A 20,899-nucleotide genomic window follows, 5' to 3' on the forward strand; every position below is an offset into this window, starting at 1 on the left:
TGCAATTCATCCTCACCTTAAGAAGGCGAGGTATTCTTGCACATTTAAGATAAAAAAATATTTTTCGACAAATTCAAAAATCCTTTTCATATTTTCAATTTTTGATTTTGAAGATTAAAAATGTATTTATTTATTAGTCAATTATGGGAATGCCAACGGTTATGTTGTAATTTTTAAACATTGAAAAAAAATAATAAGAACGAATATTAAACGAGACATATCACACATCCAACTTACAGATGGAGAGTGCGTGGAGTCAAAAATCCAAAAAAGAAAACAAATAATTTAAAGCTTGTCGAAATCATTTGGCGAAATTGTAGCAAAAAAAATCTTTTTAGCAATCAAAGACTGTTTCTTGCATCCACCATTAAAAACAAAATAGTTAAATACATCAAATTATATAACATTAGTATTGAATTTTAGTAAAAAATTTTTTTCACATGGGCCCGTAGCTCAGTCTGGCAGAGCACTTGGCTCTTAACCTTGTTGTCGCGGGTTCAATCCCCGTCGGGCCCATTTCATTACTTTTTTTATAATTTTTTATAGCTGCAAACAGATTGAATATTTGATTTGAATAGTTTTTATTTCCCAAACTTCGATTTAATAATAAACTAAACATTGGTAAACGCTAAAAAAGGAAGAAAACCCATAAAATGACAATATTAATGCAATCGTATAGATATAAAATCAACAGTAAAAAAGCAACCATTTTCATCAATTGACTGTGAATTTATTACTTCATCCATTTGAAGTTGAAACATATTTCATTATTATATTACTTCATTCAATTGAAGTAATTTAACTATATCTAATGATGTACTCCAAATGTTAAAGTACATATTTTATGAAATACAAAATATAACTAATAGGTGTTTTAAAAGGAGAATTATCCAAAACACATTTGAAGAGGTAAGATAATGGAGAATATAGTGTTTAAAGATTGTGAATATCGTTTCACTGAAAACAATGAATTATACTGTAAAAACAAAACAGGTACCGACTTAAACTGTGACAACTGCAAAGAAAACATTCACTTGAACTGTGACAACTTCAGTCCAAAAAAAGATTATTGCTTGAAATTCTTCAAGGAAAACATAAGTGAAGTAACTGAATGCCAAGAAAAAACAGTATTCAATGATAAAGAATTGTCCAGAAAGTGGAGCAACTAGTTAGGGTTAATCTTGTTTGAAATGCATGATAAATTGAATGCAATATTTTCATTATATTAGAATAATCTAGTTTGTGCATCAATATAGCTAGGCTCTGAAATTTCTTTTACAGCATCACCATCTTTAACATCACCAATCAAAAGTGGTGAATCAGGATTGTGCAGTTTCTGATTCATTTTAACTATTTTTTGACTATAATTTGCGTAGCAGTATCTGCATCCGTGAAGGCAGGTGTTATAGGCTCCGATATCACGTCCGAATATGCAATCACATTCACGAATCTGGTATTTTCCCTTCGGAATCTTTAAATTTTTTCCAATGGCCTTTTCGATTACCTGCTGAGTCATGCAGCCTGAGGAATCAAATCCGAACCGGTCAAGCAAAATTCCCTCAACGCAGGTTTTCATTTTGATGTCATATTTTTCAGCAGTCTTTGAAAATGCTTCGCCAATTTCCAACATTTCATCGGTTGTAACCTCATTAACCTCCGGAAAATTCCTCAATACCTTCTGATACAGGTCAATGAAGCTTATTGTGCAGTCGTTTGTATAATCGGCAAGCTCTGATGCCATCTCCTCAAACTTATCAATGTGATAGTCAAGGGAATACTTCTCGGAGATGAAAATAGGATCGTATCTCCATGAAACCTTATTTACTCCCAAATAATCTGACAGTTCCTTAAATGATTTGATAACCTGTTTATAGCTTGGAACGTTGGGTTCAATGTCCCGTCCGTAAGGAGTTATTGTCACAAACCAATACTGATTGTAATCATCCAAGGCATCCAAATTCCGAAGCATCGGCTTGGGGTTTTTTGTGCAGAAGCAGAGACAGTCAATGATTTTTGAATCCAAGGGATACTTGTAGATGTCATCATTGTAGGGATTTCTTGTATAGACTAATCCTTCATCGATTCGATTAAATAACCATTTACTGAAAAAAGCGGGAATGTCGGTTCTCGAACCTGTGTTAATTATCATGAAAAAAAGAAAATTATGAAGAGACTATAAATCTCTTCCGAAAATATGTACGGCTGCAGTACCACCTGTTCCACCAATGTTGTGGGTCATACCGATTTCTGCGCCTTCAACCTGGCGTCCGCCAGCTTCCCCTCTAAGCTGCCATACGATTTCAGCAGCCTGAGCGATACCTGTGGCACCTAATGGGTGTCCACGTGCCTTGAGACCTCCTGAGGAGTTGATTGGGAAGTCACCGTCGATTTCAGTCTGTCCTTCTTCGATAGCTATTCCACCTTTACCTTTCTCAGCAAAGCCTAAATCTTCAACTGCCAGAAGGCCATTGATTGAGAAGCAGTCGTGCACTTCAGTTACGTCAATGTCCTTGACGGTTACTCCTGCCATTTCATAAGCCTTTCTGGATGCCACTTTTGTAGATTCAATGGTAGTGATGTCTTTTCTGTCGTGGAGTGTCAATGTTCCAGAAGCCTGTGCGGAAGCTTTTACGTAAATTGGAGTGTCGGTGTACTTTTTAGCGTCTTCAGCCGGAACCATTACGATAGCTGCTGCTCCGTCACTTACAGGAGAGCAGTCAAGAAGTGTGAGTGGGTCTGCAACCATGGTTGAGTTGATTACCTTGTCAACTGTCACTTCAAATGGGAACTGTGCATTAGGGTTTTTGGCTGCGTTCTTGTGGTTTACAACTGAAAACTGTGCCAATTGTTCACGTGTGGTTCCGTATTCGTGCATGTGCCTTTTTGCAATCATTGCATATAATGACGGGAAAGTGGCTCCCTGCTGTGCTTCCCATTCCTGGTCTGAAGCGGTGGCAATAGCCGGTGTGGCGTCGACGACATCTGTCATCTTTTCAACACCTGCGGAAATTACCACATCATGGAATCCGGATGCAACTGCCATGATTCCCTGTCTTAAAGCGAGTCCTCCTGATGCACAAGCGGCTTCAACCCTTGTGGTCGGTACAGGATTTAAACCTACGTGGTCGGAAATAAGTGCTGCAATGTGTTCCTGTTCTACAAACAGTCCTGAGGACATGTTTCCAACGAACATTGCTTCAATGTCATCCCCGTCAATACCAGCGTCGACCAAAGCCTTAATACCTGCTTCGGCAATCAAATCCCTAAAGGAAGAATCCCATAATTCACCAAATTTAGTTTGTGAAACTCCGATAATCGCAACATCTCTCATATTTAAGCCCCCTTACATTTTAATTTTGCCTTTGAATTTAGCATAAACAGCATAATCGACATAGGTCTTGTTGTCGATTATTTCCTGTGTTTTTGGAGCTAATTCTCTTCTTTCAACAATTTCATCTTTCACTTCTATTGTGAATCCATCACTTCCCGCACCTGAACCGTATGACACTACAAAGATCTTGTCTCCAGGCTCTGCAACATCCAGAATGTTGGACAGTGCAAGAGGCACTGCACCGGAATAGGTGTTACCGATGTTTGGAGTCAGGAGCCCCTGTTTGATCTGTTCGGATGTGAAACCTAACTTCTTACCTGCTCTGAGGTAAAACTTACCGTTAGGCTGATGGAAACATGCGTAATCGTAATCTTCAGGTTTGGAGTCTGTCTCTTCAAAGAGCATTTTCGCTGTGCTTAAAACATGCTTGAAGTATGCAGGCTCTCCTGTGAAACGCCCACCGTGGGACGGATAGTCCTGACCTTCCCTTCTGTAGAAATCAGGAGTGTCTGTTGTGAAGCTGCAGGTGTGGGTTATGTCTGCAAGGGTGTTTTCCTTACCGATGATGTAAGCTGCACCACCGGCTGATGCAGTGTATTCCAGAGCGTCTCCAGGTGCACCCTGTGAGGTGTCTGCACCGATGGCCAATCCGTATTCAATCATTCCGGATTCCACAAGACCCATGGTCATCTGAATGCCTGCAGTTCCTGCCTTACATGCGAATTCCAAATCGGCTGCAGTCATCTTTGGAGTTGCACAGACGGCTTCAGCTACAATAGAAGCTGTCGGTTTTACTGCATAAGGGTGTGATTCGGAACCTACATAGACGGCACCAATCTTTTTTGGATCAATTTGAGCTCTTGCTAGAGCGTATCTAGCAGCGGTTACTGCAATGGTTGCAGTATCTTCATCTGCGGAAGGTACGGATTTTTCATTTACTACCAATCCGTTTGACAATGCTACAGGGTCATCTCCCCATACCTTTGCAATCTCTTCCACTTTAATTCTATATGACGGCACATGTGCCCCATATCCTACTATTCCTACCATTAAATCACCTTAAATAATAATCTTAAAAGACATTAAAAATTAATTTAATTATTACTATTATATTTTTATTATTATATAAAATTAACTAAAAAATAGCTATTTTTAAACAAAATAAGAATTTTAAAAAAAGAATTTGTTTCAGGATGCAGTTGCCGGGATTCGAACCCGGGTTGTAGGCTTGGAAGGCCCAAGTAATAACCAGACTATACCACAACTGCATAAAAAATGCGGCGTCCGGGACTTGAACCCGGGTCACTAACGTGGCAGGCTAGTATCTTAACCAGACTGGACTAACGCCGCATCAAAACTAACAACAAATAAACTTATGTTTTAATGTTATATAAAGGTTTGCATTATTTGGCAATATATCAAAAAAGATATTGATAAGGGGAATTATCAATCATGCCTTTCTTGCCAAAACGCAAATCCAATCCTCATCATCATTGACATATGCCTTGAAGTCCGTAAAACCAGTCTTTTCAAGGGATTCCTTGAGGACTTCCTCGGAATAGATTTTCATGTCAAGAAGTTCCACAAGATCATCGTACTTTTCCATTTCACCTTCACGGTACACCGCTTCATTGCAGAAAAATACAAGGCCGTCCTTTTTAAGAACCCTGTTTACTTCCTTGAGGTCATTGATGAAATCCGGCCAGAAATAGATTGTCTCAAAGCCGGTTACGATATCAAATGTCTCATCGTAAAACGGCATGTCTGAAACTGAACCCTGAAGGACATTGACGATTCCCTTTTCTATGAACATCTTATTTAATTCTGTTGACTTTTCAACGCTAACTTCTGAGTAGTCTATTCCAACGACACGGCCGTTTTCTGAAATCTGTTCGGCGAACCTTTCGATGTTTTTTCCACCACCGCATCCAATGTCAAGGATTTTGGAGTCTTCTTTTATTTCGAAATGACTCACTCCCCACTGGGCCATTGACTCGTGGGACTTGTTCATCCTGTCAAGTATCTGGTGGCCGAGTTCGCCTTCAGGCTTTCTTGCGTTTTTAATCAGTTCCTTATCTTCAATGTGGTGGCCAGTATTTACTTTATCATCCATGTTATCACTTCTTCATTCCTTTTCTGGTCTTTATGGCTTGTCCTGTTTCGAACTGCTCGATTTCACAGGCACTCAACAATGACTTTCCATAAGCTAGCAAATTGTCTTCCTCATCAACAATGAGGACCTCATCCTTTGCACGGATGTTTTCATCGCACTCTGCTACAAACTTGCAGAACACACTTTTTCCGTCAAGTGCAAATGGCACTGAATCCTCAGTGACCACAACCCTGTTTTGAGGATACGGCATCTTGTTGTGAAGCCTTTTTGCTCCCTCTTTTGACAATATCAAATATGAATCGGATGCCCTCATATTTACAATCAGCACCTTGCCGTCGTAGATGTGCCTGATTTTGCCTGTCTTTTTGCTTTTTTCTATCTTGATGTTGCCGGCAAACAGCGCATCTCCTGCACCTTCGCCGAACTGATAATCCGCAATGGCCTTGACCTTCTTGACATCGTCCTTGTGATATCTGATTTCATCTGAAAAGCTGCATTTTTCATACAGTCCCATTTCCAAATCCCTGTTTACCCTTGAGTGTACAAGGACCTGGTCGTAGTATTCGATGAATTCTGAGATGAAGTCCTCGAGAAATTCTATGCTGTCAACGTCACGTGTTTTCGGTGAGTCATTCTGGCTTAGCGGATAGACCTCGTCAATGTCGAGAGGTATCAGCCCGAAAGGAATGTCAAGCACCATGAAGTCTGTGTTTTCAAGGTCAAGCTCCCGTTCGGCTCCGTAGACGTAAAACTCGCCAAGCTTTCCTGAGACGAATTTTGAGTAAGGCTTTCTTGTAGGCGGCAATATCACCAGATCCCTTTTTTTGGGCATTTCACGAAGCTTCTGCATGTGCCTCAGCACTTCCGGCCTGCACAGTGACTCGGAGCCTGTGTAGAAGAATGCTGACTTTTTGCTTCTTGGGTCATATTTTTCCAAATCTTTTGAGTAGTTTCCGAGCTGCCTCACGCCTTCAAGAAGTGCAGGATGTGCACGGCACCTTTCCTCAACAAGCTCCATGAGGTTGCCGTCATAGATTGCCTGTCTTATCAACCTTAACTCTGCAAATGAAACGTGAAGGTTGTGCTGGGCAATCAAGTCCCTTCTCTCTTCTTTAGGCATTGCCCGGAGGTCATCCGGAGTGTATTTGGTGCACACTTCACATGAGCATGGCATTTCCTGGAGGTTTTCCAGCTTATAGGTTCCTCTTGTTGACAGCAGCCTGTCGTCTTCTGCATATAGAATATATGCCGCTGAGTCGAAGAGATCACAGCCCATCGCAACGCACAAGGCGAATATCATAGGGTGTCCCGCTCCCATGAGGTGGCGAGGAACTGTATCTGAGAGGTTTTTCATGGAGTTCATGACAACATCAACAAGGTCTTTGTAGTGGTATGATTCCATGAGAGGAACGACCGCACCTATAGGATATAAATCCGCATCCAGCTTTGAAAGCTCAGCTGCACATTCACGCCTGAGGTCAAGAAATGTTGAGCCCTGAACGACGGAATTCAGAAGCATTTCAATGTTGTTCTCCTTTTTGTATTCGACAGCTTCCCTAGCCCTTTCCAATGTAATCTTCAAATCCTCTTCGGCCTTTTCACGGTCCACAAAAGGAGCAGTAGGAATGTCAAGGCTTGTACCGATGTCAGTCTTGATTAGCTCCTGAAACTCGATGACTTCCTTGTTTGTGATTTCCACATCACCGTAGACTGACAGCTGGAATGACCCTGAATCGGTCATTATCGGACCGTCAAAGTGAATCAGCTCATGCAGTCCCTTTTCAACTGCCTCTTTTTTAAGCTCCTCATCCTTGTAGATGAGATATGCGTTGGTAATGACAATGTCGGCACCGTATTTGCCAACATCGATGGTCTGCTTGCGGGGATGGATTACCGGCATCAGTGCAGGAGTCTTGACGTCACCGTGTTTAGTTTTAAGGACTCCTACACGCCCCATATTATCTTTAGCTTTAATTTCAAACATTTTAATTAACCTTACTCTTTCAATTATTCTAAAACAAAATTTTACTCAAAAATAAGTCAGATTGTTTTAATATCTAAATAAACATTAATCAAGAAATTATTTAAGTTTTGCTCATTTGGGAATCTGAAAATAATCTGAGCATGTTGAAAAAATATCTCTTCGTGAAATTGCATTTTCAAAAAAATGACGTTGCGGGAAATAATTGCCGTTAATGTTGAATCTGAAAATGGAATTGGAAAAAACATGTTTGAAAATCAGAGTGTAACCATCTCAATAAATTGTTGCCCCCCCCTATATAATTGTTTTAATCATAATAGAAAATTGACGTGACTTAACATTCCATATAAAAGTGTTATAGATTTGATTTTAAAAAACAAGTTTATATAAATTGGAATAGAAAGTAGTGCCATCATCTGTTTTGCAGGCCAAGACATTGGGTTTGAGAATTTCAACTGATCTTTTGAAATAAAACACCACCCTATTTGTTTAAACAGATTAAGAACAACTTGAAGCATATTAAATGTCTAAACTAAAGTTCAACAATAATTATATAAGAAATGCAAAAAAACCAGAAAAAATTCAAGAGATTGTGGAATCCATGATAGCCGAAAAGGTAAATTCCAAACCATTCGACTTTTTGTTTAGGAGAAACAGCGAATCCTACACTAAGACGACACACGAAGTGCTTGGATTGCCAGGCATTTTTAAGCAAATGGAAACTCCAAACGTTTTTACAATCAACGGTAAAAGTTTACAGCAGGATCTGGTTGAATCCGTGCTTCCAGACGGAAAGATTATTATGCAGGAATCAACCCTTAATGTTGAGCAGCAGGCATACATAATCACACCTGCAAAGGTAGAGCATCTCTATTTCTACAAGATTTTCAATATTGGAAAGCATGAGAAACCCTGCATCCCCGTGATTGTTACAAATATCGACTACAAAACCGATGAGATACTATACAAAATCAATGGCGAATTTTTCACCATAAGAATAATCTATTTCAGCAAAGAAAAAATTGATATAATTTTAAATACTTTGAGTGAAAAAGATTATAGCAAAGAGGAAATGTCAGAAGCGGATTTCATCAATTTAGTGCATTGCATTATCTTTGCAACCAAAGAACATGCTAAAGAGGTTATTGAAAAAATTGTGAAAATCTTTGTCTCTTGTGAAAAAATTCAAGACAAACACCAAATGGATCTGTTCCTAGCATTGAAAATAATGATTAAATACCGCTATGATGATGAAAAAGAAATAAGGAGGTTATTGACTATGATAACACAATCTGTAAGCGAAAAACAGCTCGAACAAGTTTTAGGCTATGAAGAATTGATACAAAAAAACAAAGACTCTGAAATAAAACTTGCAGAAAAAGACAGAATCATTGCCGAAATAAAAGAAGAAAACAAAAAATTAAGAAACAAAATAAAAAAAAATAAGTAAATATTAGAAGTGATGAAAATCATTCTAATACCTTATTTCACAACTATCGCACCAACTCAACAACCATAAATAATCCAAACCCCAAATTCCAGGAATTTTGAAAATATACTCAAATACTTTAAATTATGAGGTAATAATTTATGATAACCCAATTAACAACTGAAAAACAACTAGACCAAGTTTAGGCTACGAAGAATTAGTTTAAAAGAACAAAGACTCCGAAATTAAACTAGCAGAAAAAGACCAAATAATTGCTGAAAACAATACACTCATTGCTGAAACAGATAAAAGGATTGCCAAATTGAAAGAAGAAAAAAAAGAATTAATTAATAAAACAAACAATTATTAGCAGTGATGCCATCACATAAATTACCTATTAACGAACCGTCACCCAACTTATTATACTATGAAGAACTAATATATTCCCAGATACAATGACTTATGAAAATGATGCCCGAGTAATCAGTGATGACGTGTTTGATTTAATCAATCAATTTTTCGATGAGGAAAGAAGTGGTCGAAATATTGAAAGTAGAGTTAATTTTTTTGATACTTACAAAGATTATTTTGTTTTAACGGATGATGGATCCTATTCTATTAATTCAAAAGAAATAAACCATAAAGTTGAGACGCTTCATACATCTACAGGTGCAATAAGTGAGTCATTTGAGAAATTTATCAAACCTATGAAGTTCGACTACTCAAAAGACATTGCGATATTAGACATCTGTGCTGGAATAGGGTACAACACTTCAGCGGCAATCGCCGATTTCATGAAAAATTCATCGGATTCCAATCTAACCATCGATATGGTTGAAATATCAAAGGCAACACTTGCCTGCGGACTTCTGGTTCCATCTCCAATCAGGGAGCATGACATTACCAGAAAGGCCATTGAAGATGAGCTCATCCGTCAGGATTATGCCACATTAACGCTGGAGAAATGTGAAATTCCAGAAAACATTGACATCAACGTCTTCATTGAGGATGCAAGGCAGACCGTCCAGAAGCTTGACGACAATACCTATGACGCAATCTTTCTAGACCCGTTCAGCCAGAACATGGCTCCGGAACTCTTTTCTCTGGAATTCTTTAAGGAATTCAGGCGCATAATCAAGGATGACGGAATAGTTGCAACCTATACCTCCTCAGCACCAGTAAGGGCAGGATTCATTGAAGCAGGATTTTACATAGGCCTTGGCCCGATATTCGGAAGAAAGCAGGGCGGAACACTTGCAAGTCCGAATCCACTGATGCTTGACTATGCCCTTCCGAAAAACGACGAGATAAGGATTGCACTCTCAGATGTCGGAATCGTGTTCAGGGACCCTGAATTAAATGACAATAGCGACACCATTTTAGAAAGGCGTACTGAAGAAAGGCATGCCGCACGCCACAACACCAAAATATCATCAGCCGTGAAAACCCCTATATTTTTAGCCACTGAAATGGATGATGAGAAACTTAAAAGGAGAGTTGAGAGAAACCTCGCAAAAATGAACATACCGTCAACAACATCAGATGAAGCCAAACACATCGTTGTGTGCGAAAACAGCTACACAGAAAAACAGGATGAAAAAAACAACTCAACAAACAGGATTCTTGAAATGGAAAAAAGATTAAAAGAAGTTAAATCGGGAAATTATGTGGCAACATAACTTCCACTTTTTAAATCATATGCATCGCTTTTGCTGCATGAGTGGGTTGGAGTCACAACCGTCAGGTCTCCACCGGATCCTCCATGGTTATGTCCGAACACCGACCAGTCACTGTCACATTTTGCACAAACTATGATACCTTCAGCAGATGAACCTTCACCGCTTCCGGTTGCAGGGAAAGTTCCCCAGTTTGCGGTTTCAGAACCTGCAAAGAAAATGCTCCAGTAAAGTTCATGGCTGCCGCAGTAAGGGCATGTCCTTTCAAACTCGGTTGCATAGAAAGTGTATCCGTATTTGCTTAGCTCTCCTGAAGCTGAAGCCCTTCCTATTGCAAGAATGGTTTTGCCGTCACCGGAAACACCATACTTATCGTATACCTTGCCTGAACTTGACTCATAAACGTATACCTTTTTAGTTAATGTGTATCCTGTTGCCAGGTCCTTGCATGTCACGGTGTATGTTCCCTTGTTGAGCTTGAAGTTCAGGGTAGCGGCACCTGTCGAACTGGTTTTGACAGTATGCTTTTCGCCGTTAAGTGTTATTTCCATATTGGTGTTTTTGGCAAGGCTACCGTCCTGATTGAACAGGGTTGCGGTAAACACACCTGTCTTTCCTTCAATACCAACGGCATCCTTAGCTGTGATTGAAGCCAGCTTGACCGTGATTTTGGTTTTAATGCTTGATTTGGTGTATGGATCATATGACTTGAATGTGTATGTTCCCTTTGCCAGCTTGAAATTGACTTTTGCAACACCGTTCTTGTCAGTTTTGACGACCTTCTTAACACCCTTGATGTAAACGTAAACCTTTGCGTTTTTAACAAGCTTTTCATTCTTGTATAGCTTGACCTTGAATGTTGAGGTCTTGTCTGAGAATACTGTCATCTTGCTTGCAGTCATTGTAGGCAGTATCTTGACCGTATTCGATACTTTTTCGCCTGTTTTAGTATTTAAAGAATACATCTTGAATGTTGTCGGCTTTGAGACGATTGCAAGACTTGCAACACCCTTGGAATTGGTCTTGACAGTGAATGTGCTTCCATGGGCAATGAACTTCACGTATTTGTTTGCAAGCACCTTGCCGTTCTTGCCGTAGAATGTGGCCTTGAAGACCTTTGAGCTTAAGTAATGCTTTGTAACGTCACTTGCCACAACGGATGAGGTTATTGTAATCTTTTTGGAAATCCTGTATCCGTTGGAATGGACAATATAAATTGTATATGTTCCGACCTTCAAGTCAACATCCAGACTTGCAATTCCTTTTGGAGTAGTCTTTTTTGTGTAGGTCTTTCCGTTCAGTATGAATTTCACCTTTTTATTTTTCAAGGGATTGCCCTTGCTGTCCAAAAAGGTTGCTGAATACTGCTTTGTGCCCTTATAGGTTTTGGTAAAGTCGCTTGCCTTTATCGGAGAGACTACCTTGACAGTTGATTTGTTGACTGAATTGCCATAAGATGCAGATACAACGTAATCACCAGCGTCCAAATCCAAAGGAATTGAAACCTTACCATCACTATCAGTAGTTTTGGTATAGCTGACTCCGTTGACGCTTAAGGTAACAGAAGCGTTCTTAACGGGATCGTTGTTTTGCATCAGAACAACATCATAATCATAACCGCTGTAATATGTTTCAGCATTGCTTGAGTTCAATACATAGTTATCTGTTGAACTGGCCGCTAAAGCATCCCCATCTACAGACACTGAAGAAACACCACCCGAAGGAGGCTCTTCATCGACGTCAAGTGCAATTACATCATCAGTTGAATTTGCATCCGCAGCAGCAACCGCAGAAATTGACAACATAAATGCCAGGACTATCAAAAATAAACTAGATTTTTTATTAAACATAAACGTTAACTCCATTTAACATCTGTTTGCATTTAATTCTTATTGCACTTTTCTTATAAAAAGCTTTTGTTTTTCAAAAAAAGCAAAAATAAGTTTAATTTAGCTAAAATAAACATTTACAAAGTTATAAATACTTTAAAAAGCTTAAAATTATTGAAACTATTAACAAAAGACAATATAAGATTGAAAATGATATCATTATAGTTAACCTTAGCTATGTTAATAACCATCGGTTTTGAAGCATTGCCTTTAAATACTGTTTTGAAAATTAGTCCTGAATTTGATTTAAATGGTGAAAAACGGATGTCAATGTCAACGGGGAAATATCCGCTGTTAATGTCGAAATTGAAGCTTGAAAATAAAGAAAGTGAATAAGGTTTGAAATACCCTATTCTACAGTTACGCATTTTGCCAGATTCTTTGGCTTGTCAGGGTCATGGCCCTTCTCAAGAGTGATGTAATATGCAATCAGCTGAAGCGGAACAATGTAAACCAAAGGTGCAATGATTTCCTTTACCTCAGGGTTTATTCCAATGACCGCATTTGCCTTGGCTTTGAGTGATTCATCATCCTTTGAACCTATTGCAAGCACATTGGCGCCACGAGACTTGACCTCTTCGAGATTGCTCATTGTCTTTCGGTAGTTGTCGCCCGGAGGGATGATTACAACAACAGGAATTCCCTCATCAATCAATGCGAGAGGACCGTGCTTGAGCTCACCGGCCGCATATCCTTCACCGTGGATGTATGAGATTTCCTTGAGCTTCAATGCCCCTTCAAGGGCTGTCGGATAGGAGTATCCTCTGCCGAGATAGAAGAAGTCACGTGCATAATTGTATCTTTTTGAAAGCTCCATGACATAGTCAACGTCCTTTAGGGTTTCGTCAATGAAATCAGGCACCATGTCAAGCTCGTTTAGGAGTTCATCGTTTTCACTCACCAGCGCCGCTAAGAGATATATTGAAGTGAGCTGTGCAACATATGTTTTTGTTGCGGCAACGCCTATTTCAGGACCTGCCTGAGTTTGAATCACGTAGTCTGCTCTTCGGGTAATTGCTGATCCGGCAACATTGACGATTCCAAGTGTCTTTGATGTCTGATTGGCAACGTCAAGCGCCTTGAGTGAATCTGCAGTCTCACCAGACTGTGATATGAATATGACCAATGTCTTGTCGTTTAATGTATTTGCTGAGTATTTGAACTCTGATGCCAGAATCACATCTGTCGGAATTCCCGCAAGGGATTCCATGAGATATTTTCCTGTCAGTGAAGCGTGATATGATGTTCCGCAGGCAACAAAGCAAATCCTTTGGATATCTCCGATATCGTCGATGATTTCCTGGACATTTTCCCTTTGTGTGAGGGTGTTTCTAACTGCAGTTGCCTGTTCGTTGATTTCCTTAATCATGAAATGGTCATAGCCTTCCTTTTCAGCCATTTCTGGTGTCCAGTTGATGGTTTCGATGTCCTTGTTGACAACATTGTCGAATTCATCGTGAACTACCACACCGTCCCTGTCGATGATGACGATTTCGCCCTTTTCAGGATAAATAATGTCTTTGGCATACTTCAGGATGGCCGGTGAATCGGATGCAAGATAGTATCCGTTTTCTCCCAGACCTACAATCAGCGGTGAGTCCTTACGGGTTGCAACAATCTTGTCAGGCTCGTTTATGCTGATTGCGGCAAGGGCATATGCACCTTCGATGATGCCTATGGTTTTTCTAACCGCATGCTCAAGGTCGAATCCTTCATCCATGAACTTCTCAATCAGATGCGCTATGACTTCAGTGTCAGTGTCTGATTTGAATACGTGGCCTTCACTGATCAGTTCTTCCTTGATTTCCAAATAGTTTTCAATGATACCATTGTGGACGACCGCAACAGTGTTATCTTCATCAACATGAGGGTGAGCATTGAGCTTGGACGGGTCTCCGTGTGTTGCCCATCTTACGTGGGCAATTCCGAAGCTGCCCGGCATGTCCTTGAGGTCCAAACTTTTGTCGACCTCGATGATTTTTCCTTTATCCTTTTTAATGTTAATCTTGCCATCTGAAAATGTTGCAAGACCTATTGAATCATATCCCCTGTATTCAAGTTTTGATATGCAATCAAAGAGGATTGGTGCTACATCTTCATTTTCTTTTAATATACAACCTACAATTCCACACATCTAATCACCTTTGATAATCGTAAATATCCTTGTAAAGCTTTACAACATCTCCTATTATTAAAATTGCCGGAGTTCTGATGTCCTTATCTGCAATGTCTGCTAAGGTTCCGAAAACAACGTTTTCATCTGGAAGGGTTCCGCTTTCAACGACACATACCGAAGTATCCGGTGAGCGGTACTTCATGATTTCAGAGGTGTTCTCCCTGATGTTTCCGATTCCCATTAAAATAATCAGTGTATCGGCAGTGTAGTCCCAGTGAACCTGGCTTTCAGGTTTTGTCGGGTCCTCATGGCCAGTTACAAGAGTCACTGATGTTGCAACGGCTCTGTGGGTTACAGGAAGTCCGAGGGATGTTGGCGCTCCGATGGCTGAAGTTACTCCCGGAATCACTTCAAATTTGATATCATGTTCCATCAAAGCCAATATCTCTTCTCCTCCACGGCCGAATATGAATGGGTCTCCGCCTTTAAGGCGGACCACATTTTCATGCTTTTGGGCCTGCTCGATAATGAGTTCATTGATTTCATCCTGAGTCTTGTAGTGCTCGCCTGCCTTTTTGCCGACATATATCCTTTCTGCACTTTCCGGTGCATGGGCCAGTATTTCCTCGTTTGCAAGATAATCGTATAAAACAACATCAGCCTTGTTCAAGGCTTTCACTGCTTTAAGAGTTATGAGCTCTGCATCTCCAGGTCCTGCACCTATTAGATAAACTACCATTGTATCACTTTATAAGAATCCTTTAAAGAAGTTCAGTCCGTCATCTGAACCGAATAGCTCTTCGCATGCCCTTTCAGGGTGAGGCATCATTGCACATACCAGTCCTGACTCGTCGCATACGCTTGTGATTGCTTCCATGGACCCGTTAGGGTTTTTGCCTTCAAACTGAAGGACAATCTGGTCCTGGTCTTTTAGAAGGTCAATGTCTTCTGTGTAGAACCTTCCTTCTGCGTGAGCCACAGGAAGCTTTATAATCTGGTCTTTTTTGAACGCCTTTGTGAAAGGTGTCCTTGAGGTTCCGACCTTCAAGTCAACCCATTCGCAGTTGAATTTGGGATATTCGTTTGTGATGAATATTCCGGGAACAAGTCCGATTTCACCCAGAATCTGTGCTCCGTTACAGATTCCTAATACTGGCTTTTCTTCTTTAACCAAAGCTTTGATTCCGTCGATTACAGGAGTGATTGATGCCATTGCACCTGCTCTTAAATAGTCTCCATATGAAAATCCGCCGGGAATGACTATGCCGTCGTAGTCTGTGAGGTTTTCCTCGCTCCACCAGATGTATTCAGGAGTGAGTCCTGCCAGTTCTATTGCCTGTGCAACGTCCCTGTCACAGTTGGTTCCCGGAAATCTGATTACTCCAATCTTCATCCTCTCACCTTATTTGCCGCAGGCCATGTTCTGCGGAATGACATTGATTTTGTAATTGTGAATCACTGGATTGCACAATAGCCTTTCGCACATGTCAACTACGTTTTCCCTGATTGCTTCCCTGTCATCGCCTTCCATCTGGAATTTGATGATTTCAACAGTCTTGACGTTTTTGACGTCGTAGCCCAATAAATCAAGAGACCTTTCGACCTGAGTCGCTTCAGGGTTCAACATACCATCTTTAAGAGAGATTTTTACTTCAATATCAAATAACATCTAAATCACCTTTTCATCATCCGGAATAATCCTGTTGTAAACTTCAATGTAAGCGTCCATTACTTCTGAGTCCTTTCCTTTTCTGAAAAGTTCCTTGTCGAGCATTTCGAGGGTTTCGCTGTCCCACAGCCTGCATCCGTCAGGAGATATCTCATCACCCAAAAGGATGTTTCCGTCCTTGTCCTTACCGAATTCGACCTTGTAGTCAACAAGAATGATTCCTGCATCGGCAAAGAATCCTTTGAGGATTTCATTGATTTTCAATGCCTTTTCAGTGAGGATATCGACTTCCTCCTGTGTTGCAATGCCAAGCACCCTTATGAGAGAATCTGTGAGCATCGGATCGTGGTATTCATCATCCTTATAATCCATCTGAACAAGTGGAGGGTCTAGTTTTGTGCCGTCCGCAATCGGGTATTTGCGAACGAGACTGCCTGTTGCAATGTTTCTTACAATCACTTCAATCGGAATCATCTCAAGTTTTTTGGCAAGCATGACGTTTGGCTCAGGCAGGTCGATGAACTGGGTTGCAACGCCGTTTTCCTCAAGAACCTTGAAGATTTTAGCGGAAATCACTGCATTGTATGCTCCTTTGTTGTTCATTACCTCTTTTCTCGCACCGTCGCCGGCGGTCATGTCATCCCTAAACTCGATTATGACTTCATCGTCATTGTCGGTAGTGAAAACACTCTTTACTTTTCCGGAATTAATTAACTCTTTTTTGTCCATGATATCAACAATCAAATTAGTATATTATTATTTTTGGACAAAATGTTATATAAAATTAAGTTAAAATAAGAAAAAAATAGCGGTTTTTTACAATTCCTTTATGTATTTCACATCACCTTCACTTCGGCCAAACTTCATTCCGTTCTCCTTGCCGTTGGGAAGAACCGACAGTATGGCGAGAGGATAGTCATCATCTGGCCTTAAAAACATCTGATGAGCGACATTCTGGCGTGTTGTAACCGCTATTTTATAATTGTTTTCGAGTTTTGTAAGGTCTCCATCCAAGAAGACCTTGTTGAATGTCTGGTCATAGAGATATTCGGGAAATTCATCCCGAATATTGAAATGATCCAATAACTCCCTTAAAATCATGATTATTCCATGCTCGGGAGATTTTTCTGGTCTGATTCATATGATGAACCGATTAGGTCACCGGATTCTGTGTCGTATTGCCTGAATCCTCCGTCGGAGTATGTGACCTCCCTGTAATATCCTTCACCGTTCTGTTCGTTGAACTTGACGATTTCACTTACTATGTCGCCGTCTGATGAGGAAGATGAACTTTCAGAAGATGCGACACTACTTACTTTATCCTTTATATTTTCTATGCTGTTTGAATCGATATTTTCCATATTAACACCCAATTCGTTCATAAAAGAAAATGCCACGGCACCGCCGATGACCAGCACTGCCACAATGAGTCCTAAAACGACTAAAATAAAGCTTTTCATATTCTCACCTCTTTGAAATTTTCATTTATCTTATGGGCGTGGTTGTTAAAATACTTTTCTATCAATTTATATATCAATAAGAATAAAATAAGATTATGGATGTGAAAAATGCCACAATACTACTCATATTTCTGCTGTGCATTCTGGGCCTGATAGCAGGAGTATACTATACCGAAGCCAGCGACAGCTCTTTTAGCGCTGATGAGTATGAGGAAAGCGTCCATGAGGATTCAAACGGCACAATCACCATTGAACTTGTTTTAAAAGAAAAAAATGAAAATGGTTTAGACAAATTTTTCACTTAAATATTATCCAAACATTTAAAGCAAAAGAACAGTTGATAAACTCAAACCTGTGATTTTAGCTATTTCTTCAGGAGTGTGCAGTCCTTTTAAATTTTTAGCTATTTCAATTTTGTTTTTTTCAATCAGTTCTTCCTTATACATTTCCAATACGCCTTTAACTCTTTCTGCCATACCAATCATCTCCATCAATTGATTCTGCTCACTTTCATCAATATACTCAACAATATTCAAGTAACTTCCAATTACAACTTCATCAAGTTTTTCTTCAGGAATGCAGTGTTTTTTATTTTTAATATATCTGCAAGTTTCACCGACGATATCGGCTTCACTTTCATTTAAATCAAATAATGGTAAAGCGATTAGAAGAGAGCATTCCTGATAGGTGAGTCTCTTGTTGTTTTCGAATTTGTTTCTAATTACATTTAAATCTTTTTGTTTGTTTATTTTTTTAGTTTTGATGATTTTAGGATGAAATGTCAGGTCACATTTCGTATACTCCCTGATTCTTCCGCCTTCAGATAAAACAATCAAAATTAACCGGACATCTTCACTTACATTTTGAAATTCACGAAGATAATAGCCAAAGGACTGTTTCAAATCCTTTGTTCTAAGGACATCCTTTTTGAATTCAAAGATAATGATTTTGCCCGACTCGGTTAATGCTTTAAAATCAAATAGATTGTTGAATATTTTTACTTTTCCAGTTTTTTTATAGGATATCTTTTCACTTGGAAGCATGTCCACAATTTTTTCATCAAATCCAAAAACAATCAGAATATGATTCAAAAAATACATGAAACAAAATTTTAAAAACAAATCCCTATTTCTTTCGTTTTCAACAGACATGAAAATAAACCTCCATACTGATTTTTATTATCGTTTATTTGTTTATATCTCAAAACATATAAAGTATTTGTTTGAATAGAGGTAAATTTAATGGTTTTAAAGCAATATTGCTTTGGACGTGTGAAATTGAGCTGAAAAAAGAATCAAATTAACTTCTTACAAAAATATTTCTAAAAAAATGATGACCTAACTAAAAAATTTCGGATTTGAGAGTTTGATTGCAGTGATTGAAAGTACAATCACCACAGAACATGCATTAAAAAAAAAATGAAAATTGTTTAGATAAGTTCTTTACCTAAACTCTTTCTTCGACGTCATCCCATTTAGGGTGTTTTGCAGGAAGCAATGTCAGTATTAAGGTTGCTCCCAGAAGGATTATTGCTGATACAATTGTGAAGTTAAGCTGGTCAATGGTACTGTTGTTTACAACATCAATCATTCCACCGATCCATACGATGGAAATGACTATCGGAAGAACGTATTTTACAATGACAATCCACCATTTTCCAAGCTTTATTGTCCTTGTCCTTGCATTTAAAAAGTCAACAAGCTTTTCGGCCTTGAACACCCATGCAAAGACTATGCACTCAACAATAACACCGAAGAGGAGCGCAATCTGGTTGATGAAGGTGTCCACATATCCCAAAAGGGACCCGCCGTATGCGGTTGCATAAATCATTGAGATTGCAGCGCCTATGACAATCAGGACAGTCATTGTCTTTGACCTTGACCATGCGAACTTGTTCTGGATTGAAAAGGATAATGGCTCTATGGTTGAGAGGATGCTGGTAAGGCCTGCAAGATAAACTGTGAGGAAGAATAATGGTCCTAAAACGATTGCCCACTGGCCCAGGACATTGAATACTGTCGGATAAGCTATGAATACAAGACCGGTTCCCTGGGTTACAAGGTCTGCCACGGCGGTTCCTGACTGCAGGGACATGTAGCCTAGAATTGAAAATACTCCTAAAGCGGCGAAGTTTTCAAACAACGAATTTGCAAGGGCGATTGAGATTGTGTTTGTGATTAGGTCCGCATCGTCTTTTGTGTAGCTTGCATATGTAAATGCGATTGACATTCCGAGACTCAATGAGAACACAATCTGGCCGAAGGCAGCCATCCAGATTTCAAAATGGGTTAGAAGTGACCAGTCCGGATTGAATAGTTCTGCCAGTCCTATTGAAGCGCCAGGCAGAGTTAAGGAGAATCCGACAATGATTACCATAATTATGAAAAGTGCCGGAACCAGGAGCTTTGAGACCTTTCCGAGGCCTGCTTCAAGGTCCCTGTGTGAAATAAACCAGATGATAACCCAACCTATAATCATTGCAACGGCAATCAGCGGAATGAACTGGGTGAGACTCAAATATGATTCGGAAGATTGAAGAAGGGTTACCGTAAAGAAAGTGTTCGGATCAGCTCCCCAACCCTTAAAGAAACTCAAAATCATATAGATTCCGTCCCAGCCGAGAATCGCTGAGTAGTAAATCATGATCATGAACACGGCAACCGGCAGAAGCCATCCCAGATACTCGCATTTGGAGTTGATCTTTCGGATTGCCTTTGCAAAAGAAGATTTGAAGTTGTATCCGACGCCGTATTCCAGAATTAAAAACTGCATCCCCATAAGTAAAATCGCCACGATATACGGGATGTAGAAAGCTCCACCCCCGTTTGAGTACAAAACATAAGGATATCTCCAGATGTTTCCAAGTCCAACTGCAGAACCAATCATTGCAAGGATGAATGAAAGGTTGCTGCCCCATTCGTTTTTATCTGCCATAATTTCCCTTTTTCCTATTAGTATTATGTAAACTATTTTTGTTAATTGAGTAATAAATAGGTTTAGGTAAAAATTTAAAGTTGCTTTAAAATTAAATTAGGAGTCGGGATTTTTGCTTGGATTGTGTTAACATATGATTTAATCTAAGCTCACTGACATTAACATTGATGGTTGGTGATTTTGACTGTGATTAAAATTAGGGATATATATCACTGATTTATTAAAAGATATACTGAAAATATTTATCGTTAAGAGTGCGACCCACAATTTTCATAATTTTTATATATTTTTTATTACTATT

The 20,899-nt window shown here is 39.5% G+C and carries 19 protein-coding genes and 3 tRNA genes; 5 read left to right on the forward strand and 17 right to left on the reverse strand.

What is annotated here, in order from left to right; translation table 11 throughout:
• Positions 1 to 442 precede the first annotated feature (442 nt).
• Positions 443 to 516 (forward strand) — tRNA-Lys (locus Q0W26_RS06910).
• Between the two features lie 413 nt (positions 517 to 929).
• The gene (locus tag Q0W26_RS06915; protein WP_298523554.1) at positions 930 to 1,169 is read left to right on the forward strand and encodes a hypothetical protein; all 240 of its coding nucleotides are present in this window, start codon (positions 930 to 932) and stop codon (positions 1,167 to 1,169) included.
• A 56-nt stretch (positions 1,170 to 1,225) separates the two neighbouring features.
• Here Q0W26_RS06915 and Q0W26_RS06920 read toward each other — a convergent pair whose 3' ends face one another.
• From Q0W26_RS06920 to tgtA, 7 genes are all read right to left on the reverse strand, one after another.
• On the reverse strand, positions 1,226 to 2,149 hold the full coding sequence (locus tag Q0W26_RS06920; protein ID WP_298523555.1) for a DUF1848 domain-containing protein: 924 nt from the start codon (positions 2,147 to 2,149) through the stop codon (positions 1,226 to 1,228).
• A 24-nt stretch (positions 2,150 to 2,173) separates the two neighbouring features.
• On the reverse strand, positions 2,174 to 3,331 hold the full coding sequence (locus Q0W26_RS06925) for a thiolase domain-containing protein (RefSeq protein ID WP_298523556.1): 1,158 nt from the start codon (positions 3,329 to 3,331) through the stop codon (positions 2,174 to 2,176).
• Positions 3,332 to 3,343: 12 nt separating this feature from the next.
• Complete coding sequence (locus tag Q0W26_RS06930) at positions 3,344 to 4,381, reverse strand: hydroxymethylglutaryl-CoA synthase (RefSeq protein ID WP_298523557.1); 1,038 nt, start codon at positions 4,379 to 4,381, stop codon at positions 3,344 to 3,346.
• A gap of 144 nt (positions 4,382 to 4,525) precedes the next feature.
• Positions 4,526 to 4,599: transfer RNA gene (locus Q0W26_RS06935), tRNA-Gly, on the reverse strand.
• Positions 4,600 to 4,607: 8 nt separating this feature from the next.
• Positions 4,608 to 4,681, reverse strand: a tRNA-Gly gene (locus Q0W26_RS06940).
• A 100-nt stretch (positions 4,682 to 4,781) separates the two neighbouring features.
• Positions 4,782 to 5,444, reverse strand: a complete 663-nt coding sequence (locus Q0W26_RS06945; protein WP_298523558.1) for a class I SAM-dependent methyltransferase — start codon at positions 5,442 to 5,444, stop codon at positions 4,782 to 4,784.
• Positions 5,445 to 5,448: 4 nt separating this feature from the next.
• A complete protein-coding gene (gene tgtA / locus Q0W26_RS06950; protein WP_298523559.1) occupies positions 5,449 to 7,428 on the reverse strand; it encodes a tRNA guanosine(15) transglycosylase TgtA in 1,980 nt (659 codons plus the stop codon).
• A 520-nt stretch (positions 7,429 to 7,948) separates the two neighbouring features.
• Between tgtA and Q0W26_RS06955 the strand changes: the two genes are divergently transcribed.
• Both Q0W26_RS06955 and Q0W26_RS06960 read left to right on the forward strand, forming a co-directional pair.
• Positions 7,949 to 8,875, forward strand: a complete 927-nt coding sequence (locus tag Q0W26_RS06955) for a hypothetical protein (protein ID WP_298523560.1) — start codon at positions 7,949 to 7,951, stop codon at positions 8,873 to 8,875.
• Positions 8,876 to 9,309: 434 nt separating this feature from the next.
• The gene (locus tag Q0W26_RS06960; RefSeq protein WP_298523561.1) at positions 9,310 to 10,533 is read left to right on the forward strand and encodes an MnmC family methyltransferase; all 1,224 of its coding nucleotides are present in this window, start codon (positions 9,310 to 9,312) and stop codon (positions 10,531 to 10,533) included.
• On the opposite strand, the gene Q0W26_RS06965 is transcribed toward Q0W26_RS06960, so the two are convergent.
• The 8 genes from Q0W26_RS06965 to Q0W26_RS07000 all read right to left on the reverse strand — a co-directional run bounded on the left by Q0W26_RS06965 (position 10,518) and on the right by Q0W26_RS07000 (position 17,664).
• Positions 10,518 to 12,380: a carboxypeptidase-like regulatory domain-containing protein gene (locus tag Q0W26_RS06965; RefSeq protein WP_298523562.1), complete on the reverse strand. Its 1,863-nt coding sequence runs from the start codon at positions 12,378 to 12,380 to the stop codon at positions 10,518 to 10,520. The two genes, Q0W26_RS06960 and Q0W26_RS06965, sit on opposite strands and share 16 nt — an antisense overlap.
• A gap of 388 nt (positions 12,381 to 12,768) precedes the next feature.
• On the reverse strand, positions 12,769 to 14,553 hold the full coding sequence (glmS, locus tag Q0W26_RS06970; protein ID WP_298523563.1) for a glutamine--fructose-6-phosphate transaminase (isomerizing): 1,785 nt from the start codon (positions 14,551 to 14,553) through the stop codon (positions 12,769 to 12,771).
• Between the two features lie 4 nt (positions 14,554 to 14,557).
• Positions 14,558 to 15,274 (reverse strand): uroporphyrinogen-III C-methyltransferase, encoded by a 717-nt coding sequence (gene cobA, locus Q0W26_RS06975; RefSeq protein ID WP_298523564.1) that lies wholly within the window; start codon positions 15,272 to 15,274, stop codon positions 14,558 to 14,560.
• 9 nt (positions 15,275 to 15,283) lie between these two features.
• On the reverse strand, positions 15,284 to 15,928 hold the full coding sequence (gene purQ, locus Q0W26_RS06980) for a phosphoribosylformylglycinamidine synthase subunit PurQ (protein WP_298523565.1): 645 nt from the start codon (positions 15,926 to 15,928) through the stop codon (positions 15,284 to 15,286).
• Between the two features lie 9 nt (positions 15,929 to 15,937).
• The gene (purS, locus tag Q0W26_RS06985) at positions 15,938 to 16,204 is read right to left on the reverse strand and encodes a phosphoribosylformylglycinamidine synthase subunit PurS (RefSeq protein WP_298523566.1); all 267 of its coding nucleotides are present in this window, start codon (positions 16,202 to 16,204) and stop codon (positions 15,938 to 15,940) included.
• Entirely contained in the window at positions 16,205 to 16,933 is a 729-nt protein-coding gene (gene purC / locus Q0W26_RS06990; protein WP_298523567.1) for a phosphoribosylaminoimidazolesuccinocarboxamide synthase, read from the reverse strand.
• Between the two features lie 87 nt (positions 16,934 to 17,020).
• The gene (locus Q0W26_RS06995; protein WP_298523568.1) at positions 17,021 to 17,305 is read right to left on the reverse strand and encodes a hypothetical protein; all 285 of its coding nucleotides are present in this window, start codon (positions 17,303 to 17,305) and stop codon (positions 17,021 to 17,023) included.
• A gap of 2 nt (positions 17,306 to 17,307) precedes the next feature.
• Positions 17,308 to 17,664: a flagellar protein, FliL gene (locus tag Q0W26_RS07000; protein ID WP_298523569.1), complete on the reverse strand. Its 357-nt coding sequence runs from the start codon at positions 17,662 to 17,664 to the stop codon at positions 17,308 to 17,310.
• A 95-nt stretch (positions 17,665 to 17,759) separates the two neighbouring features.
• On the opposite strand from Q0W26_RS07000, the gene Q0W26_RS07005 reads away from it, so the two are divergent.
• Entirely contained in the window at positions 17,760 to 17,969 is a 210-nt protein-coding gene (locus Q0W26_RS07005; RefSeq protein ID WP_298523570.1) for a hypothetical protein, read from the forward strand.
• A gap of 15 nt (positions 17,970 to 17,984) precedes the next feature.
• On the opposite strand, the gene Q0W26_RS07010 is transcribed toward Q0W26_RS07005, so the two are convergent.
• Both Q0W26_RS07010 and Q0W26_RS07015 read right to left on the reverse strand, forming a co-directional pair.
• On the reverse strand, positions 17,985 to 18,815 hold the full coding sequence (locus tag Q0W26_RS07010) for a hypothetical protein (protein ID WP_298523571.1): 831 nt from the start codon (positions 18,813 to 18,815) through the stop codon (positions 17,985 to 17,987).
• A 295-nt stretch (positions 18,816 to 19,110) separates the two neighbouring features.
• Complete coding sequence (locus tag Q0W26_RS07015; protein WP_298523572.1) at positions 19,111 to 20,598, reverse strand: sodium-dependent transporter; 1,488 nt, start codon at positions 20,596 to 20,598, stop codon at positions 19,111 to 19,113.
• Between the last annotated feature and the right edge of the window lie 301 nt (positions 20,599 to 20,899).

Origin of the sequence: uncultured Methanobrevibacter sp. (genome assembly GCF_947169325.1) — an archaeon.
GTDB lineage: Archaea > Methanobacteriota > Methanobacteria > Methanobacteriales > Methanobacteriaceae > Methanocatella.

What these genes read in the sequence shown, in the direction of transcription:
- Q0W26_RS07015 (WP_298523572.1), bottom strand. Translation starts at nt 20,598, where the DNA reads ATGGCAGATAAAAACGAATGGGGCAGCAACCTTTCATTCATCCTTGCA.
- tgtA (WP_298523559.1), bottom strand. Translation starts at nt 7,428, where the DNA reads ATGTTTGAAATTAAAGCTAAAGATAATATGGGGCGTGTAGGAGTCCTT.
- purS (WP_298523566.1), bottom strand. Translation starts at nt 16,204, where the DNA reads ATGTTATTTGATATTGAAGTAAAAATCTCTCTTAAAGATGGTATGTTG.
- cobA (WP_298523564.1), bottom strand. Translation starts at nt 15,274, where the DNA reads ATGGTAGTTTATCTAATAGGTGCAGGACCTGGAGATGCAGAGCTCATA.
- Q0W26_RS06960 (WP_298523561.1), top strand. Translation starts at nt 9,310, where the DNA reads ATGACTTATGAAAATGATGCCCGAGTAATCAGTGATGACGTGTTTGAT.
- Q0W26_RS07005 (WP_298523570.1), top strand. Translation starts at nt 17,760, where the DNA reads ATGGATGTGAAAAATGCCACAATACTACTCATATTTCTGCTGTGCATT.
- Q0W26_RS06930 (WP_298523557.1), bottom strand. Translation starts at nt 4,381, where the DNA reads ATGGTAGGAATAGTAGGATATGGGGCACATGTGCCGTCATATAGAATT.
- Q0W26_RS07000 (WP_298523569.1), bottom strand. Translation starts at nt 17,664, where the DNA reads ATGAAAAGCTTTATTTTAGTCGTTTTAGGACTCATTGTGGCAGTGCTG.
- Q0W26_RS06945 (WP_298523558.1), bottom strand. Translation starts at nt 5,444, where the DNA reads ATGGATGATAAAGTAAATACTGGCCACCACATTGAAGATAAGGAACTG.
- glmS (WP_298523563.1), bottom strand. Translation starts at nt 14,553, where the DNA reads ATGTGTGGAATTGTAGGTTGTATATTAAAAGAAAATGAAGATGTAGCA.
- purC (WP_298523567.1), bottom strand. Translation starts at nt 16,933, where the DNA reads ATGGACAAAAAAGAGTTAATTAATTCCGGAAAAGTAAAGAGTGTTTTC.
- Q0W26_RS06925 (WP_298523556.1), bottom strand. Translation starts at nt 3,331, where the DNA reads ATGAGAGATGTTGCGATTATCGGAGTTTCACAAACTAAATTTGGTGAA.
- Q0W26_RS07010 (WP_298523571.1), bottom strand. Translation starts at nt 18,815, where the DNA reads ATGTCTGTTGAAAACGAAAGAAATAGGGATTTGTTTTTAAAATTTTGT.
- Q0W26_RS06965 (WP_298523562.1), bottom strand. Translation starts at nt 12,380, where the DNA reads ATGTTTAATAAAAAATCTAGTTTATTTTTGATAGTCCTGGCATTTATG.
- purQ (WP_298523565.1), bottom strand. Translation starts at nt 15,928, where the DNA reads ATGAAGATTGGAGTAATCAGATTTCCGGGAACCAACTGTGACAGGGAC.
- Q0W26_RS06955 (WP_298523560.1), top strand. Translation starts at nt 7,949, where the DNA reads ATGTCTAAACTAAAGTTCAACAATAATTATATAAGAAATGCAAAAAAA.
- Q0W26_RS06920 (WP_298523555.1), bottom strand. Translation starts at nt 2,149, where the DNA reads ATGATAATTAACACAGGTTCGAGAACCGACATTCCCGCTTTTTTCAGT.
- Q0W26_RS06995 (WP_298523568.1), bottom strand. Translation starts at nt 17,305, where the DNA reads ATGATTTTAAGGGAGTTATTGGATCATTTCAATATTCGGGATGAATTT.